The organism is Catellatospora coxensis (genome assembly GCF_016862635.1).
Lineage (GTDB): Bacteria > Actinomycetota > Actinomycetes > Mycobacteriales > Micromonosporaceae > Catellatospora > Catellatospora coxensis.
In genome coordinates this window covers 38,808-62,553 of the sequence record NZ_BONI01000012.1, presented here as the reverse complement: position 1 = coordinate 62,553, position 23,746 = coordinate 38,808, and the positions used below count along the sequence as shown (strand labels likewise).

Below are 23,746 nucleotides of genomic sequence, written 5' to 3'. Positions count from 1 at the left end.
CGGAGACGGATCGGGAAGCCTGCGCAGGAACCGCGGGAGCGGGCGTGGTCAGTCGTTCTCGGCGACGCGGCGCAGCGCGTCGTCCTTCAGCTTCTGCGCCTTGGCGATGTCGGTCTGGCTCACCGCGCCGACGCTGCCGAACTGCTTGACGGCCTGGTAGTACGTCCAGGCGAGGCTGGTGCAGGCGGGCCGCACGACGACGTTGTACGTCGCGCACTTGCGCTTGAGGTCCTCGTAGAACGCGCTGTCGATGCGGGCCTTGTTCGCCGAGAACTGGCCCATCGCCTTGTAGTTGCGGTAGTTGAAGTCGTGCCGGTGGCAGGACAGCTTGAAGTCGAAGCCGAGCGGATTGTCCGGGCTGCTGGAGCAGTAGTCGGTGCTCCAGTCGAAGGCGTACGCCGCCCACGCGCCCTGGTTCTGCCGCGCGCTGTTCCACGCGTTGTAACTGCTGACGCTGGTCTGGCTCCAGCTCGACATCACGGACAGCTTCTCGGCGGGGGTGACCGCGGCGGCCGGCGAGGCGATCGCGAGAACGGCGATCATCGCGGCCGCGGGGGCGAGCAGCATGCGCAGGCGGGACATGGCTTCACCTCGGCGAATAGGGTTCGTCAGGGGTTCAACGAGCCGGTTGCCCGACGCTGGGGTGTGCATCGGTGGAGCTGAATGTAGTCGTTGCGCCCATGTTTCGGAAGTGTTGATTTTTCCGGCACGGCAAGGGCTTGCAACCCCGCTGCCCGATGCTTACGTCCCCTGCCTGGAGACGACGGGAAGGAACGGCGTGAGGCGCGAGGACGAACCGGAGTACCGGGAGTACGTGGCGGCACGGCTGGAGAGCCTGCGGCGCATCGCGTTCCTGCTCTGCCACGACTGGCACGCCGCCGACGATCTGGTGTCGACGGTGCTGCTGAAGCTCTACCGGTCCTGGTCGCGGGTCCGCCGGGCGGACAACGTCGACGCCTACGTGCGCGGCATGCTGACCAACGCCTGGCTGGACGAGCGGCGGCGGCCGTGGCGGCGCGAGCGGCCGGAGGCGGAGCTGCCCGAGGTCGCGGCCGCACCGGTCGAGCCGGGTGACCGCACCGGCATCGGCCGGCTGCTGCGCTCGCTGGGCCCGCGCCAGCGGGCGGTGGTGGTGCTGCGCTTCTACTGCGACCTGTCGGTCGAGCAGACCGCGAACCTGCTCGGCATCTCCGAGGGAACCGTGAAGAGCCAGTCGGCTCGGGGGCTCGAGACCCTGCGTGGCCTGGCAATCGAGGCGAATGCAGAGGGACGGCTATGAACGACTATCGAGACACCCTGGACGAGTACGTGGGCACCGCCCCGCGTACCGCCATCGACATCGACGACCTGGTCCACCGGGGCAGGCGCGCCGAGCGGGGCCGCCGGATCGCGGCCGCCTCGGGCGGGCTGGTCCTGTCCGCGGTCGCGGCGCTGTCCGCGGTGAGCCTGCTCGGCGCCGTGGCACCCGGGCCGGGGCTGCCGGTGGCGGCCTCAGCGGCCGTGTCCACGCCGTCCACGAGAGCGGAGACGCCGGACGAGCGGGCGCAGCGGCTGCTCGAGGTCCTCCAGGCGGCGATCGCCCGGGAGGCGCCCGGGGTGACCGGGCTGGAGACCCTGCGCCGGCAGATGCACGTGTGCAGCCCGGGTGCGACGCCACCCGCGCGGCTGGTCCCGTACGACGCCGCGACCTTCGACGCCGCCTGCCCGGCCGACTCCGCGCTGCACCGGCTGCGCCTGGAGAACTTCGACTGGCTGGGTCAGCTCACCGTCGGCGGGGTCACCACGGCGGTGCGCATCCACGTCGGCGCGGTTCCCGCCGAGGACCCGTCGGGGGAGCCGGAGCTGATGCCCGAGCTGGGGCGCAAGCTGCCCGGTGGCGGCGCGGGAGTGCCCGGCGCACCGGCCGTGGCGGTGATGGCCGGCGACCTGGTGGTACAGGTCGTGAAGCCGGACGGGACGCTGTTCTTCGTCGGGCACCCGGAGAAGCGCACCTTGCCGTGGACCGAGTTGTGGCAGGCCGTCGGGGTGGACCCGGCCCTGCACCTCTGACGACGGACGGGAAAGGGCGCCCACCGGGTCTCGGCGGGCGCCCTTTCTCACGAGCACGCGAAGGGGTGCGTGCTCTACCCCCGGATCAGGGGACGAAGCGGGCCGGGCTGGGCAGGCTCTCGTTGTAGAGCCGGTCCAGCGAGGTGACGAAGTAGGTGTAGCGCTGGCCGGGCACCGCGGTGGTGTCGGTGAACTCCGTGCCCCGGGTCGTCGCGACCAGGTTCGTCGCGTCGGCGAAGTCGCAGGCGCTCGGCAGGATCCGCAGGCCGTTCACGCGGTAGACCGCGTACGACGCGGCCTGGCCGAAGGGGCCCGCCCCGTCGGCCAGCGGCTGCCACTGCAACGCGATCCCCGCATCGCTCCGGTCGGCCTTGGTGACGACCGGGAACAGCAGCGGCTTGCTGGGCAGGTGGGGCATGGCCGGCACCAGGGCCGGCTTGCTGTAGTGGTCGGCGGCGTACACGTCGGTGGCGCCGATCCGGTTCGCCCGCACCTGCACCGCGCTGAAGTGCACGTTGCCGGACACGTGGTAGTCGCGGTTGAAGGTGAGGTGCCTGCTCATCTCGGCCGGATCGAACCACGCGGCCGGCTGCCCGGCCGTCGCGATCTTGTAGTCGGCCTGGCCGATGTAGAGCTGCGTGTTCGTGCCCGCGACCACGTCGGACCACCACGGGACGAGCTTGGCGTAGTCGGCCACGGCCAGCCCGATGTTCCAGTAGACCTGCGGCACGATGTAGTCCAGCCAGCCCTCCTTGACCCACTTGCGGGTGTCGGCGAAGTTGGCGTCGTAGGACTGGGTGCCGTTGGTCTCCGAGCCCAGCGGGTCGGCGGCCTTGTTGCGCCAGATGCCGAACGGGCTGACCCCGAACTTCACCCACGGCTTGGCGGCCTTGATGCGCTGGCTCATCTCGTGCACCAGCAGATCGATGTTGTTGCGCCGCCAGTCCGCCTTGCTGGCGAAGCCGGCCCCGTACTGCTCGAAGGTGGCCTGGTCGGGGAAGTCCTGCCCGGCCGCCGGGTACGGGTAGAAGTAGTCGTCGAAGTGCACGCCGTCGATGTCGTAGTTCTCGACCGCGTGCATCATCGCGTCCTGCACGTGCCGGCGTACCTCCGGGATGCCCGGGTTGTAGTAGAGCCGGCTGCCGGCCGCGTTGACCGGGTAGGCCAGCGCCCAGTCCGGGTGCACCCGGGCCGGGTGGCCGGGGGCGAGGTTGTTGACGTCGGTGCCCGCGCCCAGGCCGCTGGCGCTGGTCGGCATGGAGACGCGGTAGGGGTTGAACCAGGCGTGGAACTCCAGGTTGCGGGCGTGCGACTCGGCGACCAGGAAGGCCAGCGGGTCCCAGCCCGGCCCGACGTTGTCGCGCTTGCCGGTCAGCCACTCCGACCAGGGCTCGTACGGCGAGGGCCAGAACGCGTCCGCGGTGGGGCGGATCTGCACCACGACGGCGTTGTGGTTGAGCCGCTGGGCGAGGTCGAGCCAGCCGCGGTACTCCGCCTTGAGCTCCTCCTCGGCCTTGCCGGGGGCGCTCGGCCAATCGATGTTGACTACGCTGGCGATCCACATCGCCCGCAGCTGCCGCTTGGGCAGTGCGGGGTTGAGCGTGCACTCCGTCGCGTCCGGCGTGGCCGCCGGCGCGGAGGACAGCAGGTCTGCCTGCGCGCCGCCGGGCACCAGCAGCGCGCCGAGCAGCGCTGTCGCGGCCGCGGCCGCGATCAGTCTCATGCGCATGAGAATTCCTCCAGTAGCAATGTGCAGTCCGAAGAAAACTTTCATTCTCCGGCCAAGAACGCAAGAGGCTCGATGGGTAGGGTTCCCGAGGACTTCTCATCTGCCGCTACCATCTGGCGGACGGTGACAGCGTGTCGCCTGCCACAGCGTGGGGAGCTGAGATGTCCTACTCCGACTACGGTTCGCGCCGCGACGAGCCGGAGGGTCACCCGACAGACCCGTGGCGGCGCCTCGGCGAGGACGACGGGCGCGGCCAGCCCCCGTCGGCACCGACCTCCGGCACCAACGGCACATATCCCCAGCAATACGGCTATCCCCAGCAGAACAGTGGTTATCCACAGCAGCCGGGTTATCCACCGGTCGGAGGTTATCCACAGGACGGCGGGTACGCCGGATCGGGCGGATACGGCGGCGGACAAGCCCAGCAGGGCTATGGCGGATACCCCGCGCAGAGCGCATATCCGCAGGCAGGCGGCTATTCGCAGCAGGACGGGCCGGGTGTCCAGGGCGGTTATCCACAGCAGGGCGGCTACGGTCACCAGGACGGTGGTTACCCACAGCATGGCGACGGTTACCCACAGCAGGGTGGTTACGGCCAGGGTGGATATCCACAGCAGGGTGGGTACGGCGCACAGGGTGGGTACGGCGGCCAGCAGGGCGGTTACGGCCAGGCCGGCTACCCGGCCCAGGGCGGCCAGCCCCAGCAGCAGCCCTACGGCCAGCCCGCGGCGTACGGCCGGCCCACGGGGCAGGGCGGGTACGGGCAGCAGGGCGGCTTCCTGGGCGACGTGAGCGTCGACGACGACCCGTTCGCCGGCCACGAGCCCCGCAGCAAGCGCCGCTACGAGCCCGACCCGCCGTACAAGAAGTCCCGCAAGGGCCTGTGGATCACGCTCGTGGTGCTGCTGGTGCTCTGCGGCGGCGGGGCCGGCGGCGGGTACTTCTTCCTCAAGGACTTCATCGCCGACGCCGCGAACACGGCCGAGCAGGCCGCGAGCATCACGGTGAAGGAGCCGACGCAGCTCGGCGGCCGGGAGAAGAGCACCGAGGCCGACCTGGTGAAGGCGGCCGGCGAGCTGAAGGCCCAGATGATCAGTGACGAGCCCGGGGTGACCGACTCGGTCGCGGCCTTCTACGGGGATGTGAAGAGCAAGAACATGGCCATGGCGTTCGCCGCGGCGCTGCCGGTGCTGAACCCGAAGGCGGAGCTGGACGAGATCACGAAAGCGGTGACGGGCACCTCGAAGGTGACCGAGCCCTGGGTGGACGTGCCTGCCGGGCCGCTCGGCGGCGTGGCCAAGTGCGCCGCGATGACCTCGGACAACACGCCGATGGCGGTCTGCGTGTGGGCCGACGCGGGCAGTGTCGGCTCGATCATGTACTTCGACAAGAAGGTCGCCGACGTGAAGGACAAGTTCGCCGGCGAGCGCGGCCAGTTGGAGACGAAGACCGAGCCGAAGTCCTGAACCACGGCAGACGAAAACGCCGCCCGCGATCGGTCGCGGGCGGCGTTCTCGCGTGTCAGCCGGTTACAGGATGGTCCAGGTGTCGCCGGAGTTGAGCAGGGCGGCCAGGTCGGCCTCGGGCTCGCCGGCCTTCGCCTTCGCCGCGTCGAGCTGGTTGCGCACCAGCTCGTCGTAGGACGGGCGGCGTACCGAGCGGAACACGCCCACCGGGGTGTGCCGCAGGTCCGGTCCGGCCAGCCGGGACAGCGCGAACGCGTACGCCGGGTCCTCGGCGTGCGCGTCGTGCGTCAGCACCTCGCCCGCGTCGACCGCGCCGGCCTCGCTCACGGCCAGGCCGAAGCTGCCCGCCGGGTGCGTGACGACGTGCGAGCCGTCCTTGCCGAACGTGATCGGCTGTCCGTGCTCCAGGCGGATCAGGTACGCGTCGCGCGTCTCCGGGTCCTTGAGCACCTCGAACGCGCCGTCGTTGAAGATGTTGCAGTTCTGGTAGATCTCCACGAACGCCGAACCCTGGTGCTCGGCCGCCTGGCGCAGCACCGACTGCAGGTGCTTGCGGTCGGAGTCGATGGTGCGGGCGACGAACGAGGCCTCCGCGCCCAGCGCCAGCGAGATCGGGTTGAACGGCGCGTCCGAGGAGCCCGTCGGCGTCGACTTGGTGATCTTGCCGATCTCGCTGGTGGGCGAGTACTGGCCCTTGGTCAGACCGTAGATCTTGTTGTTGAACAGCAGGATCTTGATGTTCACGTTGCGGCGCAGCGCGTGGATCAGGTGGTTGCCGCCGATGGACAGCGCGTCGCCGTCACCGGTCACCACCCACACGGTCAGGTCCGGGCGCGACACCGACAGGCCGGTGGCGATCGCCGGGGCCCGCCCGTGGATCGAGTGCATGCCGTACGTGTTCAGGTAGTACGGGAAGCGCGAGGAGCAGCCGATGCCCGACACGAAGACCGTGCGCTCGCGAGGGATGCCCAGCTCGGGCAGGAAGGTCTGCATCGCGGCCAGGATCGCGTAGTCACCGCAACCCGGGCACCAGCGCACCTCCTGGTCGGACTTGAAGTCCTTCGCCGACAGCTGGACCGGCACCGCGTTAGACATTCTTGATCACTTCCTCGAGCATGGTCTCCAGCTGGGTGGAGGTGAAGGGAAGCCCGCGCACCTGGTTGTAGCCGACGACGTCGATCAGGAAGCGCGCCCGGATCACGTGGGCGAGCTGGCCCAGGTTCATCTCCGGGATGACCACCTTGTCGTAGGAGGCCAGCACCTCGCCGAGGTTCTTCGGCAGCGGGCTGAGGTGCCGCAGGTGGGCCTGCGCCACGTTCACCCCGCGCTGGCGCAGGGCCCGCGACGCCGCCCCGATCGGGCCGTACGTCGAGCCCCAGCCCAGCACCAGCACCTTCGCCTCGCCCGACGGGTCCTCGACCTCGATGTCCGGCACGTCGATCGCCTCGATGCGGGCGGCCCGGGTGCGCACCATGAAGTCGTGGTTGGCCGGGTCGTAGGAGATGTCACCGGTCTTGTCGGCCTTCTCCAGGCCGCCGATGCGGTGCTCCAGCCCCGGCGTGCCCGGCACGGCCCACGGCCGCGCCATGGTCTCCGGGTCGCGCAGGTACGGGTAGAACTTGCCGTCCTCGCCGTTCGGGCCGCTGGCGTACTCGACGCGCAGGTCGGGCAGCTCGCTGATCTCCGGCAGCAGCCACGGCTCGGAGCCGTTGGCGACGTAGCCGTCCGACAGCAGGATGACCGGGGTGCGGTACTTCAGCGCGATCCGGCAGGCCTCGATCGCGGCGTGGAAGCAGTCCACCGGGGACTGCGCGGCCACCACCGCGACGGGCGCCTCGCCGTGCCGGCCGAACAGCGCCATGTTCAGGTCGGCCTGCTCGGTCTTGGTCGGCAGGCCGGTCGACGGGCCCGCCCGCTGCACGTCCACGATCACCAGCGGCAGCTCCAGGGCCACCGCGAGCGAGATGGTCTCGCCCTTGAGCGCCACACCGGGGCCGCTGGTGGTGGTGATGCCCAGCGCGCCGCCGTACGCCGCGCCCAGCGCCACGCCGATCGCGGCGATCTCGTCCTCGGCCTGCACCGTGGTCACGCCGAGCTTCTTGTGCTTGCTCAGCTCGTGCAGGATGTCCGACGCCGGGGTGATCGGGTACGCGCCCAGCAGCACTGGCAGCTTCGCCTTCACGCCGGCGGCGACCAGGCCCAGGGCGAGCGCGGTGTTGCCGGTGATGTTGCGGTAGTTGCCCGGGGCCATCTGCGCCGGCGGCACCTCGTAGCGCACCGCGAAGCCCTCGGTGGTCTCGCCGAAGTTCCAGCCCGCGTTGAACGCGGCCTTGTTCGCGGCGACCAGCTCGGGGCGGGCGGCGAACTTGCGCTCCAGGAAGTGCATCGTGGACTCGTGCGGCCGCGAGTAGAGCCAGCTCAGCAGGCCCAGCGCGAACATGTTCTTGGCCCGCTCGGCGTCCTTCTTGCTCACCGGGTGCTCGGCCAGCGCGCCCACGGTCATGCTGGTCAGCCCGACCTTGTGCACGTCCCAGCCGGCGAGCGAGTCGTCCTCCAACGGGTTGCTGTCGTAGCCGACCTTGGCCAGGTTGCGCTTGGTGAACTCGTCGGTGTTGACGATGATCGTGCCGCCCTTGGGCAGGTCGGCGATGTTCGCCTTGAGCGCCGCCGGGTTCATCGCCACCAGCACGTTCGGCGCGTCGCCGGGCGTGAGGATGTCGTAGTCGGCGAAGGCGACCTGGAAGCTCGACACGCCGGGCAGCGTGCCGGCAGGCGCGCGGATCTCCGCCGGGAAGTTCGGCAACGTGGAGATGTCGTTGCCGAGCTGGGCGGTCTCCGACGTGAACCTGTCGCCGGTGAGCTGCATGCCGTCGCCCGAGTCACCCGCGAAGCGGATCACCACCCGGTCGAGCTGGTGGATCTCCTTGGCGGGATGCCCGTGCTCGCTGAGCTGCCCGGCCTGCCCGGCGCCCTCACGATGTTCGGCCACTGGACGCGACCTCCTGCTGGGGTGGTGTGCTGTTACGTCTCGATTAAGGTCAGCCTACGTCGGAGGTAGGGAATAGCGTTGACACGGCCCCCCCAGTGAAACCATGCGGAACGTGATAAACGCGACACTCTCCGGTGGGACGGGTCGCGCATATCACTTGCCCGTCCCACAGAGTGGCATTCCATCGGCTATTCGGCGAAGGATGTGCCATTCCAGGCGTAGGTGTGCTCCACGCTGAGGCCGCCACCCGCCGGGCCGGACGAGACGAGCAGGCCGTCGGCGGTCACCTGCCAGCTGCTCACCGTGTGCCCGGCCGCGGTGGGCACCCGGGCCACGGCGAACCAGCCGTCCGCGGCGGTGTCGAAGACGACCAGGTTGTGGCCGGGCTGGACGTCGGTCGAGGCCTGCGGCGTGTCATCGGGCGCGCACGCCACCAGCAGCACCAGGTACGGCCGCCGGTCCGGCAGCAGCCGCGGCAGGTGCGGGCCGTTGGACGGAGTGCCGGGAATCAGACTCCACTCGCGGTCGCCGTCCGGGGCGATGCCCTCCGCGCTGAACACCGGCCGCACCGCTCCGGCCGGCGCGGGCAGCCCGGCACAGTCCAGCCGGTCCGCGATACCGGTCAGGTCCAGGCGGCGGCCCTCCACCGTCGGCAGGACCGGCGGGTATCCGGCCGACACGTCGTGCCGGGCGAACGCCTTGCCGGTCCAGCGGAACCCGTACGCCATGCCCATCCGGTAGTCCTGCGGGCCGGTGTGCCACGGGTGCATCTCGGTGTAGAGCACCTGATCGGCCACCCAGACGCTGCGGAACAGCGCGCCCCGCTCACCTGCCCAGCCCAGCGCGCGCAGCGCCCCGTTCGCCGCCCGCTCCACCACCAGCAGGTGCGACGAGCCGTCGCCGCTGTCCTCCTCGCCCGACAGGCAGTCGGCGTGCAGCACCGCCTCGGCCGTGCCGTCCCCGGTGAGATCGCCGTAGGCGGCCCGCTCGGGGGACAGGAACAGCCGCGGCCAGCCGCCGCCACTGGTGATGACCGGGGTGCCCGTGCGTCCCTCGGCCTCGCGGAAGGTCAGCCGCCCGGACGGGCATTTCGGCGCGGCCGGGACGGTCACCACGGCCGTGCGCCAGTCGACGTCCAGGATCGGGTCGCCCGCGTCGACCGGGCGCACCGGTCCCGGGCTGGGCGGCGGCGCGCTCGGCAGGGACACGCTCCCGCTCGGGCTCGGGGTCTGCGCCGGGGGCGGCGGCTGGTGCCCGCCGAACCGGATCACCTGCAGCGCGAACACCGCGACCAGCGCGCAGGCGGCCGCCGTCGCGGCGGCGATCGCCCCGCGGCGGCGGCGCCGCTGCCGGTCCCCGCGCTGCCGCACGTCCTGCGGGGGCACGGGCTCGCCGCCGCCCGAGTGCTCGCCCAGCAGCGCCGCCAGCTCGGTGCGCCCGCGGTGCAGCCAGGACTTGACCGTGCCGGCGGGCACGCCCATCTCCCGCGCCACCTCGGCGACCGGCAGGTCCACGAGGTGGTGCAGCACGATGGCCTGGCGCTGGTCCATCGGCAGCGCGCGCAGCGCGGTCACCAGCGCCACGTGCTCCGGGTCCGCCGCCGGCACGTCGGTGGGGCGCTGGCGCACCAGGTGCGCGGCGGCCACCCTCAGGTTGCGCCAGCGGGACCGGGCCAGGTTGACGGTCACCCGGTACACCCACGCGGGCGGGTTGTCGTAGCGGGAGATCTCGGCCCAGCGCTGCCAGGCCCGGCAGTACGCCTCCTGCGCGAGGTCCTGTGCCTCGCCCCGGTCGCCGGTCAGCCCGAACGCGACGGCCACGGTGCCGGCGTAGTTCGCCTGGTAGAAGGCATCGAAGTCGGCGGCGTCGAGGGCGCGCCGGGCAGCGGGTCGCGGCGCGCGGGCCGACAGCGGCGCGGGCGTCGCCGGGGGCGGGACGGACATCGTCATGCAGGGTCACACACGATGCCCCGCCGCCCGGTTGCATGAATCCCAACTGTTACCGCCAGACGTTAGGCTGCGGTCGTGAACGGTTACCTCGACGCGTACGCGACGGTGGCGTTGCTGCTGCTCGTCGGTGTGCTGATCATCGGTGGGGCGTACACGGCGAACCGGCTGCTGCGCCCGTCGCGGCCCAGCGCGGCCGAGGGCAAACTCGACACGTACGAGTGCGGCCTCGACCCGGTCGAGGGCGGCTGGGCGCAGATGCAGATTCGTTATTACGTCTACGCGTACCTGTACGTGCTGTTCGCCGTCGAGGCGGTCTTCCTGTTCCCATGGGCGGTCGTCTATGTAAAGGCGGGCCTCGCGGTCGTCGTCGAGATGGCCGTGTTCGTGGCCGTGCTGGCATTGGGCCTGCTCTACGCGTGGCGGAAGAACGCGCTGCGCTGGCTCTGACCGCGTCGCGCACTCCCGGGCGCGCCCGGCCGAGCGCCGCGCTACCGGCCGGTAATGAGCCGGACGGATCCCGTGCCACGGGCCGGACAGCTCGGGTGGCAGGGTCGCGCTGGAGCGCCCTTCGTGCCACGATCGTGGGCATGGGCAACGTGCTGCTGCTGATCGTCGTCGCGCTCACCGTGGGCGCCGTGGTGTTCGGGGTGATGACGCTGGTCACCGGGGGTGACCCAGGTCTGGCGCCGGCCGAACCGGACGAGCGAGCCACTCCGCTGCCCGCCGACCGCCCGCTCGTCGAGGGCGACGTGTCCCGGGCGACGTTCGATCCGGCCTGGCGCGGATACCGCATGGCGCAGGTCGACCAGACGCTGCGCCGGCTGGCGTACGACATCGGCTACAAGAGCGAGCTGATCCAGGTGCTCGAAGCCGAGGTCACCGCGCTGCGCGAGGGCCGCGTCGAGGACGCCGACACGCTGGCCCGCGCCCGTGCCAGCGCGCTGGGCGTGGTCACCGCGACCCCCGTGGCCGAGGAGACCGCCGGCGTGGCCGACGAGGCCGCGACGGAGGACGCCGCCCCGGCCGAGCTCGACGCGACCGCCGAGGAGACCGGCGACCAGCCCGCCGACGAGGCTGACCACGAGACCGACCCGGCAACTGCCGTGGTGGACGAGGCGCCGGCCGGCGAGCCGGTCCGGCGGTGACGGCAGGCGATCCCACCGCGCCCGGCGCAGGTGAGGTCACCGCGACGATCATCGTGGCCGCGCCCGCGGAGCGGGTGTTCGCCGCGTTCATGGCGTGGGAGCGGCAGAGCGACTGGATCCCGCTGACCAAGGTGCGGGTGGTCGAGGGTGACGGCGGCGAGGGCACCGTGATCGAGGCGATCACCGTGGCCGGCCCGGCCGTGCTGCGCGACGAGATGCGCGTGGTCAAAGTGGACCCGCCGTACGAGGTGCGGGTCGTGCACCAGGGCAAGGTGCTGCGCGGCCCGGGTGTCATGCGGTGCACCCCGATGGCGGGCGACCGCACCCAGGTGGTCTGGCACGAGTGGTTCCACCTGCCCGGCGGCGTCGCGGGCCGGCTGGCCTGGCCGCTGCTGTGGCCCGGCTCCAAGGTCAGCCTCAAGCAGGCCCTGAAGCGCTTCGCGAAGATGGTCGAATCCGGCCGCCTGCCGTGAGTGAACCCCAAGCGGGGAAACCTTCTATCAGCGAAACCTTCTATCGTGAGCCGTCACGGTAGCCTTTGACCGTGGCTCCCACGACTTCCGGAGGGGACGCGATGAGTGCTGCCGTCGCCAAGCTCGCGCAGCTGCGGCCTGGTGCCCGCGGCTACACCGTCGCCGACCTTCACACGCTCCCGGAAGACGGCCCGCGGTACGAGCTGATCGACGGGAGCATCATCGTGTCCCCCTCCGCCACAGGCAGCCACAACATGTTCGCCCGGTGGATCGCACAGTTGCTGGAGGAGGCCAACCCCGACACCGCGTACGTGGTCGGCACCGACCAGTCCGTCACCATCGATGAACACAACGAACCCCGGCCCGATGTCGTGGTCTACCCCTCCGCGCATCTCGACGATTCGCCGTTTCCCGTGGACGGGGTGCAACTGGTCGTCGAGGTCGTCTCGCCGACGTCGGCGCTGCGGGACACCGAGGTCAAGCGCGTGCTGTACGCGCGGGCCGGTGTTCCGTTCTACTGGGTGGTCGTCCCGGATTCCGACGCCGACACCATCGCGCTCGCGGAACTGGTGCTAGAGGAGGGCAAGTACCGGTACGCGACGCACTACACGTCCGGGGTGTTCCGCACGCAGCAGCCCTGGCCGGTCGAGATCGACCTGCCGGCGTTGGCTGCGCGGACAGCCCGCTACCGTAGGCCCTCCTGACATGATCGTCTGACTTGCCTGGCAGGTGGGTGAAAGCGCGTCCAAGATGCGCACGATTGCCCGGTAAGTCAGACGATCTAGGACCTCACTCGATCCGGACGGCCCGTGGGGCGGCCGGGGCGGGGACGGGCCGCGGGGCGGGCACTGCGCCCGGGGACCAGCCGGGGCCGCGGAGCAGGGTCGGCAGCCACTCGCGGACGCGGCGCGAGCGCAGGTCGCGGAAGATGGCGGCGTATTCGTGGTAGGCGACGCGCAGCGGGTTGTGGGTCTTGATGTTCTTGGTGAGGCCGTAGATCGGGCGCTCGGTCTCCGGGGCGAACGAGCCGAACAGGCGGTCCCAGATGATCAGGATGCCGCCGAAGTTGCGGTCGAGGTAGCCGCCCTGCGAGGCGTGGTGCACCCGGTGGTGCGACGGGGTGTTGAAGACGAACTCGTACGGCCGCCACATCTTGTCGATGCGCTCGGTGTGGATCCAGAACTGGTAGACCAGGTTGATGCCGCCGCAGAAGGCGGTGATCGCCGGGTTGACCCCGGCCGCGGCCAGCGGCAGGTAGAACAGGAACCCGGTGAATCCGGTCCAGGACTGGCGCAGCGCGGTGGACAGGTTGAACGTCTGCGACGAGTGGTGCACCACGTGCGAGGCCCAGAGCAGGCGGATCATGTGGTGGCCGCGGTGCGACCAGTAGTAGCAGAGGTCCTGCGCGATGAGGAACAGCGGCAGCGCCCACCAGTGGAACTCGATGCGCAGCGGAGTGGCCAGGTAGACGGCGCTGGTGGCCGCGGCGGTGCCGATGCCCCAGAGCACGTCCCAACCGAGGCTGCCCAGGCCCATGCTCAGGCTCGTCGCGGTGTCCTTGCCGCCGTAGCCGATCTCGTCGGAGTCGGGATGGAACCAGTAGGACACGCGTTCGAGGACCATGAGCAGAATGAACAGCGGCACCGAGTACAGCACCACCGGTGGGAAGGCCGGGAGCTCCATGGGTTCCGAAGGCTATTCGCGTTCGCGTAAGGGGGCAAGAGGGTGAGCGACCTCATCATCGGCGAGGACGGGCTGGCACGCTGCGCGTGGTCGGCCGGCGTGCCGGAGTACCGCGTCTACCACGACCAGGAGTGGGGCACGCCGCTGCGCGGCGACGACGCATTGTTCGAGCGGGTGAGCCTGGAGGCGTTCCAATCCGGCCTGTCCTGGATCACGATCCTGCGCAAGCGGCCCGCGTTCCGGGCCGCGTTCGCCGGGTTCCACCTGGAGAGCGTCGCCGCGTTCGGGCCGGCCGACGTGGAGCGGCTGCTGAACGACGCCGGGATCGTGCGCAACCGGTCCAAGATCGAGGCGACGCTGCACAACGCGCGGGTCGCGCTGGAACTGCCGGGCGGGCTGAGCGCGCTGCTGTGGTCGTACGCCCCGGAGCCCGGCAGCCGCCCCCGGCCCGCCGGACGGGCCGACGTGCCGGCCACCTCCGCGGAGTCCGTGGCGATGGCGAAGGCGCTCAAGAAGCGCGGGCTGCGTTTCGTCGGACCCACCACGGCGTACGCGCTCATGCAGGCCACGGGCATGGTCGACGATCACCTGGCGGGCTGCCACGTCGCCGCGCGAGCGTTGTGATGGGATGAGCGGGTGAGCAGGAAGTGGCTGGTCAGTGTGGCGTTGCCGATCGAGGCCGAGTCGGCGGAGGAGGCGGTCCGGGAGTACTGGCGGTACGTCACCGAGCTGGGCCCGGACGAGCTGCCCGCATACGTCTCCCCGGCGGGGGACGAGCTGCAGATGACGGCGTACGTCACCGACGGCGTCGCCCCCCTCGACCCCGAAGAGGACTAGCGGCCCACGGGACTAGCGCCCCTCGAACACCGGCGTGCGCTTGTTGACGAAGGCGTCCGTGGACTCGCGGTGGTCGGCGGTGCCGCCCGAGCGCTGCTGCGCCGCCAGCTCGACCAGCAGGGCGTCGGCCAGGGTGCCGGTCGCGCCGTGCAGCAGCTCGCGCTTGATCTGCCCGTACGCCACCGTCGGGCCGGCCGCCAGCCGGGCCGCCAGCTCCTGCGCCGCCGGCAGCACCTGGTCGTCGTCCTCGGCCAGCCTGGTCAGCAGCCCGAGCCGGCGGGCCTCGTCGGCCTTCACCGGCTCGGCGAGCAGCAGCAGCTCGGCTGCCTTGGCCGCGCCGACCATCCGGGGCAGGGTCCACGACACGGCGGTGTCGGCGGCCAGGCCCACCCGGGCGAAGGCCATCAGGAACGACGTCGACGGGCCGCCGACGCGCAGGTCGGACAGGAAGGCCAGACCCGCGCCCGCGCCCGCGGCCGGTCCGCGCACCGCGGCGATCACCGGCTTGGGCAGCTCGGCCAGGGCCAGGGCCAGCGGGTTGTAGTGCTTCTCGACCGTGTCCAGGGGAGCCTTGCCGCCCATCGCGGACATGTGCTCGCGCAGGTCCTGCCCGACGCAGAAGCCCCGGCCCGCGCCCGCCAGCACCACGGCACGGCACTTCGGGTCGTCGGCCAGCTCCAGGAAGGTGTCCCGCAGCGCCACCTTGAGCGCGATGTCGAGCGAGTTGAGGGAGTCGGGGCGGTTCATGGTGACGGTGACGACGCCCTCGGCGTGGTCGACGAGCAGCGGTGCGGACATCAGCTCTCCCTGAGGCAGTGGTCGACGAAACGGTCGGCGGCGGGCCGCAGCCGGGCGGCCTGCCGGTCGAAGAAGGCGGCCGCGGCGGTGCCCGGCCAGTCCGGCGGCAGCAGCGAGGCGGGCAGCTGCGGGTCGCGGAACAGGAACGCGCGCCAGGCGTGCACCAGGGCGCACCGGGCCGCGTACGCGGTGCGGTCGTCGGTCAGCCGGGTGATCGCGCCGACCACCGGCGTGAGCTGCGCCACGAACCCGGCGTACGAGGCGCCCACGGCCGGCACGTTCCACGCTCTCATGATCAGCTCGCGGGCGCCGGTATCCCCGCCGGTGTGCGCCGCGGAGAAGCGCTCGAAGCGCACCCCGGCGTCGGCCAGCAACTGGTCGACCTCGCCCGCGGGCCGGGCGGCGAGCCAGACCCCGGTCTCCAGCCGCCCGTAGCCGAGGAACGCGAGCTCGGCGGCGAGCCGGTCGCGCTCGGTGCGGGCTTCCGGGGCGGAGATCACCAGGAGGTCGAAATGGCCGTCCCAGGAGCTGCGGCCGGTCCGGTAGATGCGGGCGGCGGCCTCGTCGAGGCGGCGTACGGCCCGCGGGGTGAGCTGGTAACCCGGTCCGGCGGGCAGTCGCACCGGGGCGAGCCAGCCTTGTCGCACCATGCGGGACACCGCGGTACGTACCGCCGGTGCGGCGATGCCGAGCGGCGCGAGCAGCCGGATCAGGGCCGCGATGGCGGCTCTGCCACCACGTTGCCGCAGGTGATCGCCGTAGAGGTCGAAGAGTGCGGAACGGGCCTGCATGAGGGGTGATTGTGACAGATGTGAACTGTGCTGGCGAGATGATGTCACACCGTGACCGGCCCGGTTTGGGCTTAGCGGAGTCCATCAGGGAAAATCATTGGTCGGCACCCGTTCGTGTGGCCCCACCCAAACCACACGCGGTGCCGGACGGCGTACGAAGACGGCGCGTCGCGGGCAGGCTGCATCGGCAGCCGTCGCGAGGTTTCGTCGGCGGAGCAGGCGGGGAGACCCGCCAAGTCTTGCATTCCACCCGGGTGCAGGTCTGGCAAGTCTGAGGGGAGACACACATGGCGGCGATGAAGCCGCGGACGGGCGACGGTCCGCTGGAGGTCACCAAAGAGGGCCGGGGAATCGTCATGCGCGTGCCGCTGGAAGGCGGCGGGCGGCTTGTGGTGGAGATGACACCAGACGAGGCCACCGCTCTCGGCGAGGCCCTCAAACTGGCCGTCGGCTGACATCGGGACCGGCCGGGCACCACCCCGGCCGTCCAACCCATCCCTCCCGGCATCACGTGCCACGCCCCGGGCGTGGCGCGCAGCCACCACACCCCCATTGCATCACCCACTCCTGACCAGCGGGAACGTGTCCTGGACCCCGGTATGCCGCGCGGCGGCGCGCCGCTACCGGGCGGGCACGGGCCTACGCCTCCGTCGCGGCCGGCGCCGGAGGCGGCGCGATAGGGTCAGGCGGTCGGCGGCCGGTGGGGCGTCGGCGGCACAGCCAGTGAAGGGGCAGGGATGATCTCGATTCGACTGGACGGCGCGGCGGATCTCGCCGGAACCGTCGCGTGCCCGGTGGGCACCGCCGAGGGCGAGTCCACGGCGGGCACACCGCTCGCGGTGCTGCCCTCCGACGTCGCCGCCGAGGTGGACGCATTCCTCGCCGCGACCGAGCACAAGGGCTCGGCCGGCGCCCTCCAGACGCTGCCGCGGCCGCTGCGTGAGCCGTCGAAGGCGCTGCTGGTCGGAGTCGGCTCCGGTGACGAGCCGGGCTGGCGGGCGGCCGGCGCCGCGCTGGCCCGTGCCGCGGCCAAGGAGTCGGTGCTCACCGTGCTCGCTCCCGCCGACCTGACCGACGCCGCGCTGCGCGGCCTGGCCGAGGGCCTGTGGCTGGCGTCGTACCGGTTCCGCGTCGCGGAGGAGAAGCCCGAGGCCACGCCGAAGCTGACCGAGGTCGTCGTCGCCGTCGCGGGCAGCCCCGAGCGGGAGGCCGTGCTCGCGACGACCCGCGTCGTGGCCGGGCACACCCGGTTCGCCCGGGACCTCACCAACACCCCGTCGCTGACCAAGACACCCGAATGGTTCGTACGCCAGGTGCGCGAGCGCGTCGGCGACGGCGTGACGGTCACCGTGCGCGAGCGCGACCAGCTGGAGGCCGAGGGCTTCGGCGGCATCCTCGCCGTCGGCGGCGGCTCCGTGAACGAACCCCGCCTGCTGGAGCTGAGCTGGTCGCCCGAGGGCGCGACGAAGCACGTGGTGCTGGTCGGCAAGGGCATCACGTACGACACCGGCGGCATCGACATCAAGCCCAACGACGCCATGCAGCTGATGCGCAAGGACATGGGCGGCGCGGCCGCGGTCGTCGGCGCGCTGCTCGCCGTCGCCGACCTGGGCCTGCCGGTGCGCGTCACCGCGCTCGCCCCGCTGGCCGAGAACATGGTCTCCGGCAGCGCCTGGCGCTCCGGCGACGTGGTCACCCACTACGGCGGCCTCACCTCCGAGGTGCGCAGCACCGACGCCGAGGGCCGGGTCGTGCTCGGCGACGCCATGGCGTACGCGGTGGAGAACCTCGGCCCCGACCTGCTGATCGACCTCGCCACGCTGACCGGCGCCTCGCGGATCGCGCTCGGCAAGAAGACCGCCGCCCTGTTCAGCGCCAACGAGGAGCTGATCGGCGGCTTCACCGCGGCGGGCGCCGCGGCCGGGGAGCCGGTGTGGCGGCTGCCGCTGGCGGAGGAGTACGCCGGGGACGTGTCCTCGGACATCGCCGACCTGGACAACGCGGCGGGCAACCCGGGGACGATCACGGCGGCGCTCTACCTGCGCGAGTTCGCGGGCAGCCTGCGCGACCGGTGGGTGCACATCGACATGTCCTCGCCCGCCTGGTCCGCGTCCCCCGACGCCGAGCTCACCAAGGGCGCGACCGGCTGGGGCGTACGCACCCTCGTCCGCTGGCTCACCACCGTCTCCTGACCCGCCCACCTGTTGCGAACGGGGTCAGGACTTCACGGCGGCGAGGAGGCCTTCGCCGAGGGGGAGCAGGGCGGGCTGCCAGGTGTCGTCGTCGCGTACGGCGTAGGCCAGGTCGCGGACCGTGAAGACGTCGCGGCCGCTGGTCAGGACGCCGTGCAGGACGACCACGCCACCAGGCCGCAGCAGCCGGGCGGCGGCGTCCATGAACGCGGCGTACTCGGTCGGGTCGGCGTCGACGAAGATCAGGTCGTAGGCGCCGTCGGCGAGCCGGGGCAGCACCTCCAGTGCCCGGCCGGTGATCACCCGGGCCCGCGAGGCGGAGAAGCCGGCCTCCGTGAACAGCCGCCGCGCCATACGCTGGTGCTCGGACTCGCGGTCGATGGTGGTCAGCACGCCGTCGGCGCGCATCCCGCGCAGCAGCCACAGGCCGCTGACCCCGGTGCCGGTGCCGATCTCGACGACCGCCTTCGCCGCACAGGCCCCGGCCAGCATGCGCAGCGCCGCGCCGACCGCCGGCGCGACCGGCTGCAGACCCACCTCGACGGCCAGTCCGCGGGCCGTCTGCGCGATCACGTCTTCGGGGACGAACGACGCGATGAAGTCGCCTGCGCTACCGGGCTGGCGATGCAGCGTCGTCATGGGGCACCTTCCGTGAACAGTGATTTTTCACGTTGAAACCGTGCCATCCTGAAACCGGGAACGGGACGGAGGGCTGGTTCAGTGACCGACGGCTGGGGTTATCGCCGGCCGGATGACGACGACTGGACGGCAGCGCAGCAGACGCCGCCGGCCGTCGCACCTCCGGCGTCGTTTTGGTGGTCCGATGCGCTCAACGATCCGTGGCGCGATCCGCACTCGCCGGTGGCGCTCGTGCCACCCGCCGAGCGCGCGCACGCGCCCGAGCCGGAGCCGTTGGCCGAGCCCGACCATACCCGACGTCGTACGTTGTGGACAGTCGCCGGAGCGGCCGTCCTCGCGGGCGTACTGGCCGGGGTGCTCGGCGGCGCGATGGGCGTGCGCTTCAGCGACGACCGCCAGACCGCCCGCTCGATCCTCGGCTCGACCGCCTCCCCACCGCAGCGCGCCCCCGAGTCGCTGGCCGCCGTGGCCAGCCTGTTGCTGCCCAGCGTGGTCACTGTCCGGGTGCCGGTGGACGGCAGCGTGTCGCTCGGCTCGGGCTTCGTGGCCAGCGCCGACGGCCACATCATCACCAACGACCACGTCGTGTCCGGCAGCTCCGGCGTGGTGAGCGTCATATTCGACGACGGCACCAGCTCCCCGGCGAAGGTGATCGGCTCCGACCCCGAGTCGGATGTCGCGGTCCTCCAGGTCAAGCGCCCCGAGCTGCACCCGGCGATGCTGGGCGACTCCGACGCGGTCGCGGTGGGCGACGCCGTGGTCGCGATCGGCTCGCCGCTGGCACTGCGCGGCACCGTCACCGCGGGCATCGTCAGCGCGCTGGACCGGCCCATCGCCACGGACGCCGAGAACGGCACGACCAGGTACTACGCCGCGATCCAGACCGACGCCGCGGTCAACCACGGCAACTCGGGCGGCCCGCTGGTCGACGCCGCGGGCCAGGTCGTCGGGATCAACGCCGTGATCAAGTCGATGGCGGGCAGCGAGGAGTCGGCCGGCAACATCGGGCTGGCCTTCGCCATCCCGATCAACCACGCCCGCCGGGTCGCCGAGGAGATCATCTCCGCGGGCCGGGCGCACCGTACGGTGATCGGCGCGGAGGTCGAGGAGTCGTTCCGCGGCCCGGCCGGCGGGGTGCGCCTGGGCGAGGTGACGGCCACCGGACCGGCCGCCGAGGCGGGCCTGCGCACCGGTGACGTGGTGACCAGCTTCGACCGCCGGCCGCTCAGCGAGCCCACGGACCTCATCGCACTTGTGCGGAAAACTGCACCGGGTGAGGTGGTCGAAGTGACCTACAAACGCGGGTCTACCAGCCATAACGCTGCCGTGACACTCGTCGCTGACGCCGACTGAGGGGTGGCCTGTCCGGCCGTCGCACACGTACCCTTGCGACGGCGGCCACAGTCGGGAGGTAGCGGTGTTCGATAACCTGGGCACACCGGAGTTCATTGCGCTCCTGCTGCTCGCGCTGTTGATCTTCGGCGAGCGGTTGCCCAAGGTCATCAGTGACGGCATGCGGATGCTGCGCGGGCTGCGCGCCATGGCCACCAACGCCACCGGCGACCTGAGCAAGGAACTCGGCACCGACATCAAGCTCGAGGACCTCAACCCGAAGGCGTTCGTCCGCAAGCACCTGCTCAGCGAGGAGGACGAGGCCGCCCTCCGCAAGCCGCTGTCGGGCATCTACGACGACCTGCGAGGCGAGCTGAACAACGCCGGCAAGCTGGCCGCCGAGACCAAGGCCAACGTCAACGCCATGGCCTCCGCCACCCCCACCAGCGCGTCCTCAACCCCCGCCACCCCCGTCGCGACCCGCTTCGACGACGCCACCTGACCCACCCCGGCACCGCCCGGCGGCGGCGCCCACCCTCTTGTGCCGGGTGGGTCAGCGTTTGGCGGGGGAGAGGCCGAGGGACTTGCCGACGAGGGACTCGCGGCGCAGGGCCAGGCGGTCGGCGATGGCGTTGAGGGCCTTGCCGGCGGGGGAGTCCGGACCGGCCAGGACGGCGGGCACGCCGTCGTCGCCGGCTTCGCGCACGCCGGTGTCCAACGGGATCTGGCCCAGCAGCGGCACCGACGCGCCGGTGAGGCGGGTCAGCGAGTCGGCCACGGTCTGCCCGCCGCCGGCCCCGAAGACCTCCATCTTGCTGCCGTCGGGAAGTTCGAGCCAGGACATGTTCTCGATGACGCCGACCAGGCGCTGGTGGGTCTGCAGGGAGATCGCGCCGGCGCGCTCGGCGACCTCGGCGGCCGCGGCCTGCGGGGTGGTGACGACCAGGATCTCGGCGGTCGGCAGCAGCTGGGCCAGCGAGATGGCGATGTCGCCGGTGCCCGGGGGCAGGTCGAGCAGCAGCACGTCCAGGTCGCCCCAGTACACGTCGGCGAGGAACTGCTGCAGCGCGCGGTGCAGCATCGGCCCGCGCCAGACGACGGCGGCGTTGCCGCTGGTGAACATACCGATGGAGATGACCTTCACGCCGTGCGCCTGCGGCGGCATGATCATGTCTTCGACCTGGGTGGGGCGGCCCTGCACGCCGAGCATGCGGGGCACCGAGTGGCCGTAGATGTCGGCGTCGACCACGCCGACCGACAGGCCCCGAGCGGCCAGCGCCGCGGCCAGGTTGACGGTGACGCTGGACTTGCCGACGCCGCCCTTGCCGGAGGCGACCGCGTACACGCGGGTGCGGCTGCCGGGCTGCGCGAACGGGATGACCGGCTCGGCCGCGGCGTTCCCGCGCAGCCGCTTCTGCAGGTCCTGGCGCTGGTCCGGGCTCATCACACCGAAGTCGATCTCGACCGCGGTCACCCCGGCGACGGTCGTCGCGGCCGCGGTGATGTCGGTGCGCAGGGTGTCCTTGAGAGGGCAGCCGGCGACGGTGAGCAGGATGCGGACGTACGCCACACCCGCGTCGACCTTCACCGACTCGACCATGCCGAGCTCGGTGATGGGACGCTTGATCTCCGGGTCGTTCACGGAGCCGAGCGCGGCCAGGACTGCCTGGTCGTCGGCGTGCACAGCGGTGGACATGCGCCCATGCTACCCGCGGCATCGATCATGGCCGGGCAACGCGAGGGCCGGGTGGTACGCGCAACATTCTCGCAACCCATTGCCCCGGTTCGCCCGATCGTGGGACCATCAGACGAACCAGCCGCGCGTCATGCCCCTTGCGACGCGCGGCTCTTCTTTTCCTTGCGCTCGGCCTTCTCCTGCTGGTGCCGCCGGTTCGCCGCGTCGTCCAGCTCCTCGGCCAGCTTGAGCAGCTCGGAGCGGATGTAGTCGCGGGTCGCCACCTCGTTGAGTGCCATGCGCAGCGACGCGATCTCCCGGGCCAGGTACTCCGTGTCCGCCTTCTGCGCCTGGGCGCGGCGGCGGTCCTCGTCCAGGGTCAGCCGGTCCCGGTCGGCCTGGCGGTTCTGGGCGAGCAGGATCAGCGGCGCCGCGTACGAGGCCTGGGTGCTGAAGAACAGGTTGAGCAGGATGAACGGGTACGGGTCCCACTGCAGCCCGAACACGCCGATCAGGTTGAGCAGGATCCAGACGATCACGAAGACCGTCATGTAGACGATGAACTTCGCGGTGCCCATGAAGCGGGCGAACTTCTCCGCGAAGTTGCCGAACTTGTCGGGATCCCAGCGAGGCAGGCGGATGGTGTGCGGCTCCCGGGGCTGGTCCAGGCGGTCGCTCATGCCTCCTCCTCGCTGCGCTCGTCGGTGGCATGCCTGCTGAGCCTGCTGACTCGCTCGCGAAGCTCGCTCATGTGGTGCGGTCCGCGGCGCGTTCCTGCTCCCGCCAGTCCCGCGGCAGCAGGTGGTCGAGCACGTCGTCCACGGTCACCGCGCCGACCAGCCGGTCGGTCGAGTCCACCACCGCGATCGCGACCAGGTTGTAGGTCGCCATCCGGCGGGTGACGTCGGCCAGCGGCAGGCTCGGCGACAGCGGCGTGATGTCGCGTTCCAGGACCCCGCCGAGCAGGTCGCCGGGCGGCTCGCGCAGCAGCCGCTGGAAGTGCACCACGCCCAGGTAGCGCCCGGTCGGCGTGTCGATCGGGGCACGGCACACGAACACCTGCGCGGCCAGCGCCGGGGACAGGCTCTTCTCCCGGATGCGGGCCAGCGCGTCGGCGACGGTCGCGTCCGGGGTCAGGATCACCGGCTCGCTGGTCATCATCGCGCCCGCGGTGTTCGGCCGGTACTGCATCAGGGCCCGCACCGGCGCGGACTCCTCCGGCTCCATCAGGTCGAGCAGCAGCGCCCGCTCGGTCGGCGGCAGCTCGGCGAGCAGGTCGGCGGCGTCGTCGGCGTCCATCTCCTCCAGCACGTCGGCGGCGCGTTCGCGGTCCAGCCGGGCCAGGATGTCGACCTGGGCGTGCTCGGGCAGTTCCTCCAGCACGTCGGCCAGCCGCTCGTCGTCCAGGGCCGCGGCGACCGCGTGCCGGCGCTGGTCGGGCAGGTCCTGCAGCGCGTTGGCGAGGTCGGCCGGGCGCATCTTCTCGAGCACCGACAGCAGCGCCCCGGTGCCCTGCAGCGCCCCCGCGTCGACGAGGCCGGTCAGCTCGTGCCACTCGAACTGGTGCAGCTGGCCGCGCCGGCTCAGCCGGCTGGTCACGTCGCGTACGGCGACGCGGCCGAGGTTCCACTGCCCGGCCCGGTCGGACTCCATGGCGACGTCCACCACGGTGGCGGGGGTGCCGCTGGGCGTGGTGATCCGCCGGTCGAGCAGGTCGGCGAGCACCATCAGCTCGGCCGGGCCCTTCTGGAAGCGGCGCAGGTTGATGGTGCCGGAGCCGAGCACCACGCTGTCGGCGTCGATCGAGGTGACCCGGGCGATCGGCAGGAAGATCTGCCGCCGCAGCGGCATCTCCGCGACCAGGCCGACGACCGACGGAGCCCCGTCGGGGCGCAGCCGTGCGACGGCGTCACGCACCCGGCCCACCTGGTCGCCGTTCGGGTCGTAGACGGGCAGGCCTGCGAGCCGGGCGACGAAGACCCTGGTCAGCGTGGCCATA

At 71.6% G+C, this 23,746-nt stretch carries 24 protein-coding genes and 1 pseudogene; 13 read left to right on the top strand and 12 right to left on the bottom strand.

What is annotated here, in order from left to right:
• Window positions 1-48: 48 nt before the first annotated feature.
• The gene (locus Cco03nite_RS09575; protein WP_203691254.1) at window positions 49-582 is read right to left on the bottom strand and encodes a phospholipase; all 534 of its coding nucleotides are present in this window, start codon (window positions 580-582) and stop codon (window positions 49-51) included.
• A gap of 196 nt (window positions 583-778) precedes the next feature.
• Between Cco03nite_RS09575 and Cco03nite_RS09570 the strand changes: the two genes are divergently transcribed.
• Window positions 779-1,279: a SigE family RNA polymerase sigma factor gene (locus Cco03nite_RS09570; protein ID WP_239167247.1), complete on the top strand. Its 501-nt coding sequence runs from the start codon at window positions 779-781 to the stop codon at window positions 1,277-1,279.
• Window positions 1,276-2,049, top strand: coding sequence for a hypothetical protein (locus Cco03nite_RS09565; RefSeq protein WP_203691252.1), 774 nt, complete (start codon window positions 1,276-1,278; stop codon window positions 2,047-2,049). Before Cco03nite_RS09570 ends, Cco03nite_RS09565 begins: the two co-directional genes overlap by 4 nt.
• A gap of 85 nt (window positions 2,050-2,134) precedes the next feature.
• On the opposite strand, the gene Cco03nite_RS09560 is transcribed toward Cco03nite_RS09565, so the two are convergent.
• On the bottom strand, window positions 2,135-3,778 hold the full coding sequence (locus Cco03nite_RS09560) for a glycoside hydrolase family 10-like protein (protein ID WP_203691250.1): 1,644 nt from the start codon (window positions 3,776-3,778) through the stop codon (window positions 2,135-2,137).
• A 161-nt stretch (window positions 3,779-3,939) separates the two neighbouring features.
• Here Cco03nite_RS09560 and Cco03nite_RS09555 point away from each other — a divergent pair, with 161 nt between their 5' ends.
• Complete coding sequence (locus tag Cco03nite_RS09555; RefSeq protein WP_203691245.1) at window positions 3,940-5,244, top strand: hypothetical protein; 1,305 nt, start codon at window positions 3,940-3,942, stop codon at window positions 5,242-5,244.
• Window positions 5,245-5,307: 63 nt separating this feature from the next.
• Here Cco03nite_RS09555 and Cco03nite_RS09550 read toward each other — a convergent pair whose 3' ends face one another.
• The 3 genes from Cco03nite_RS09550 to Cco03nite_RS09540 form a co-directional block, all read right to left on the bottom strand.
• Complete coding sequence (locus tag Cco03nite_RS09550) at window positions 5,308-6,339, bottom strand: 2-oxoacid:ferredoxin oxidoreductase subunit beta (protein WP_203691244.1); 1,032 nt, start codon at window positions 6,337-6,339, stop codon at window positions 5,308-5,310.
• The gene (locus Cco03nite_RS09545; protein WP_203691330.1) at window positions 6,332-8,164 is read right to left on the bottom strand and encodes a 2-oxoacid:acceptor oxidoreductase subunit alpha; all 1,833 of its coding nucleotides are present in this window, start codon (window positions 8,162-8,164) and stop codon (window positions 6,332-6,334) included. Before Cco03nite_RS09545 ends, Cco03nite_RS09550 begins: the two co-directional genes overlap by 8 nt.
• Window positions 8,165-8,421: 257 nt before the next feature.
• Window positions 8,422-10,176 (bottom strand): SigE family RNA polymerase sigma factor, encoded by a 1,755-nt coding sequence (locus Cco03nite_RS09540; RefSeq protein ID WP_203691243.1) that lies wholly within the window; start codon window positions 10,174-10,176, stop codon window positions 8,422-8,424.
• Window positions 10,177-10,257: 81 nt separating this feature from the next.
• Here Cco03nite_RS09540 and Cco03nite_RS09535 point away from each other — a divergent pair, with 81 nt between their 5' ends.
• The 4 genes from Cco03nite_RS09535 to Cco03nite_RS09520 all read left to right on the top strand — a co-directional run bounded on the left by Cco03nite_RS09535 (window position 10,258) and on the right by Cco03nite_RS09520 (window position 12,504).
• Window positions 10,258-10,629, top strand: a complete 372-nt coding sequence (locus tag Cco03nite_RS09535; protein ID WP_203691242.1) for an NADH-quinone oxidoreductase subunit A — start codon at window positions 10,258-10,260, stop codon at window positions 10,627-10,629.
• A 140-nt stretch (window positions 10,630-10,769) separates the two neighbouring features.
• On the top strand, window positions 10,770-11,327 hold the full coding sequence (locus tag Cco03nite_RS09530; RefSeq protein WP_203691241.1) for a DivIVA domain-containing protein: 558 nt from the start codon (window positions 10,770-10,772) through the stop codon (window positions 11,325-11,327).
• Window positions 11,324-11,800: an SRPBCC family protein gene (locus Cco03nite_RS09525; protein ID WP_203691240.1), complete on the top strand. Its 477-nt coding sequence runs from the start codon at window positions 11,324-11,326 to the stop codon at window positions 11,798-11,800. The genes Cco03nite_RS09530 and Cco03nite_RS09525 overlap by 4 nt, the downstream gene beginning before the upstream one ends.
• A 101-nt stretch (window positions 11,801-11,901) precedes the next feature.
• Window positions 11,902-12,504 (top strand): Uma2 family endonuclease, encoded by a 603-nt coding sequence (locus Cco03nite_RS09520; protein WP_203691239.1) that lies wholly within the window; start codon window positions 11,902-11,904, stop codon window positions 12,502-12,504.
• A gap of 85 nt (window positions 12,505-12,589) precedes the next feature.
• On the opposite strand, the gene Cco03nite_RS09515 is transcribed toward Cco03nite_RS09520, so the two are convergent.
• Entirely contained in the window at window positions 12,590-13,483 is an 894-nt protein-coding gene (locus Cco03nite_RS09515; RefSeq protein WP_203691238.1) for a sterol desaturase family protein, read from the bottom strand.
• Window positions 13,484-13,525: 42 nt separating this feature from the next.
• Here Cco03nite_RS09515 and Cco03nite_RS09510 point away from each other — a divergent pair, with 42 nt between their 5' ends.
• Both Cco03nite_RS09510 and Cco03nite_RS09505 read left to right on the top strand, forming a co-directional pair.
• Entirely contained in the window at window positions 13,526-14,107 is a 582-nt protein-coding gene (locus tag Cco03nite_RS09510; protein WP_203691237.1) for a DNA-3-methyladenine glycosylase I, read from the top strand.
• Window positions 14,108-14,131: 24 nt separating this feature from the next.
• A pseudogene (locus Cco03nite_RS09505) lies at window positions 14,132-14,320 on the top strand (hypothetical protein); the annotation flags it as partial.
• Between the two features lie 12 nt (window positions 14,321-14,332).
• On the opposite strand, the gene Cco03nite_RS09500 reads toward Cco03nite_RS09505, so the two are convergent.
• Both Cco03nite_RS09500 and Cco03nite_RS09495 read right to left on the bottom strand, forming a co-directional pair.
• The gene (locus Cco03nite_RS09500) at window positions 14,333-15,118 is read right to left on the bottom strand and encodes an enoyl-CoA hydratase-related protein (protein WP_203691234.1); all 786 of its coding nucleotides are present in this window, start codon (window positions 15,116-15,118) and stop codon (window positions 14,333-14,335) included.
• The gene (locus Cco03nite_RS09495; protein ID WP_203691232.1) at window positions 15,118-15,909 is read right to left on the bottom strand and encodes a PaaX family transcriptional regulator; all 792 of its coding nucleotides are present in this window, start codon (window positions 15,907-15,909) and stop codon (window positions 15,118-15,120) included. Before Cco03nite_RS09495 ends, Cco03nite_RS09500 begins: the two co-directional genes overlap by 1 nt.
• Before the next feature lie 287 nt (window positions 15,910-16,196).
• Between Cco03nite_RS09495 and Cco03nite_RS09490 the strand changes: the two genes are divergently transcribed.
• Together Cco03nite_RS09490 and Cco03nite_RS09485 are read left to right on the top strand one after the other, a co-directional pair.
• Window positions 16,197-16,364: a DUF3117 domain-containing protein gene (locus Cco03nite_RS09490; RefSeq protein WP_120317235.1), complete on the top strand. Its 168-nt coding sequence runs from the start codon at window positions 16,197-16,199 to the stop codon at window positions 16,362-16,364.
• Window positions 16,365-16,646: 282 nt separating this feature from the next.
• Window positions 16,647-18,101 carry a leucyl aminopeptidase family protein gene (locus Cco03nite_RS09485; RefSeq protein ID WP_203691230.1) on the top strand — a complete coding sequence of 485 codons (1,455 nt, stop codon included), beginning with the start codon at window positions 16,647-16,649 and terminating at the stop codon, window positions 18,099-18,101.
• 24 nt (window positions 18,102-18,125) lie between these two features.
• On the opposite strand, the gene Cco03nite_RS09480 is transcribed toward Cco03nite_RS09485, so the two are convergent.
• The gene (locus Cco03nite_RS09480) at window positions 18,126-18,740 is read right to left on the bottom strand and encodes an O-methyltransferase (RefSeq protein WP_203691228.1); all 615 of its coding nucleotides are present in this window, start codon (window positions 18,738-18,740) and stop codon (window positions 18,126-18,128) included.
• Window positions 18,741-18,821: 81 nt separating this feature from the next.
• On the opposite strand from Cco03nite_RS09480, the gene Cco03nite_RS09475 reads away from it, so the two are divergent.
• Together Cco03nite_RS09475 and Cco03nite_RS09470 are read left to right on the top strand one after the other, a co-directional pair.
• A complete protein-coding gene (locus Cco03nite_RS09475) occupies window positions 18,822-20,093 on the top strand; it encodes a S1C family serine protease (RefSeq protein WP_203691226.1) in 1,272 nt (423 codons plus the stop codon).
• Between the two features lie 64 nt (window positions 20,094-20,157).
• On the top strand, window positions 20,158-20,574 hold the full coding sequence (locus Cco03nite_RS09470) for a twin-arginine translocase TatA/TatE family subunit (RefSeq protein ID WP_203691224.1): 417 nt from the start codon (window positions 20,158-20,160) through the stop codon (window positions 20,572-20,574).
• A gap of 51 nt (window positions 20,575-20,625) precedes the next feature.
• Here the strand turns inward: Cco03nite_RS09470 and Cco03nite_RS09465 are convergent, their stop codons facing one another.
• The 3 genes from Cco03nite_RS09465 to Cco03nite_RS09455 all read right to left on the bottom strand — a co-directional run bounded on the left by Cco03nite_RS09465 (window position 20,626) and on the right by Cco03nite_RS09455 (window position 23,745).
• Window positions 20,626-21,768, bottom strand: coding sequence for an Mrp/NBP35 family ATP-binding protein (locus tag Cco03nite_RS09465; RefSeq protein ID WP_203691222.1), 1,143 nt, complete (start codon window positions 21,766-21,768; stop codon window positions 20,626-20,628).
• A 128-nt stretch (window positions 21,769-21,896) separates the two neighbouring features.
• Complete coding sequence (locus Cco03nite_RS09460; protein ID WP_203691220.1) at window positions 21,897-22,427, bottom strand: DUF1003 domain-containing protein; 531 nt, start codon at window positions 22,425-22,427, stop codon at window positions 21,897-21,899.
• Window positions 22,428-22,494: 67 nt separating this feature from the next.
• Window positions 22,495-23,745: a magnesium transporter MgtE N-terminal domain-containing protein gene (locus Cco03nite_RS09455; protein ID WP_203691218.1), complete on the bottom strand. Its 1,251-nt coding sequence runs from the start codon at window positions 23,743-23,745 to the stop codon at window positions 22,495-22,497.
• Between the last annotated feature and the right edge of the window lies 1 nt (window position 23,746).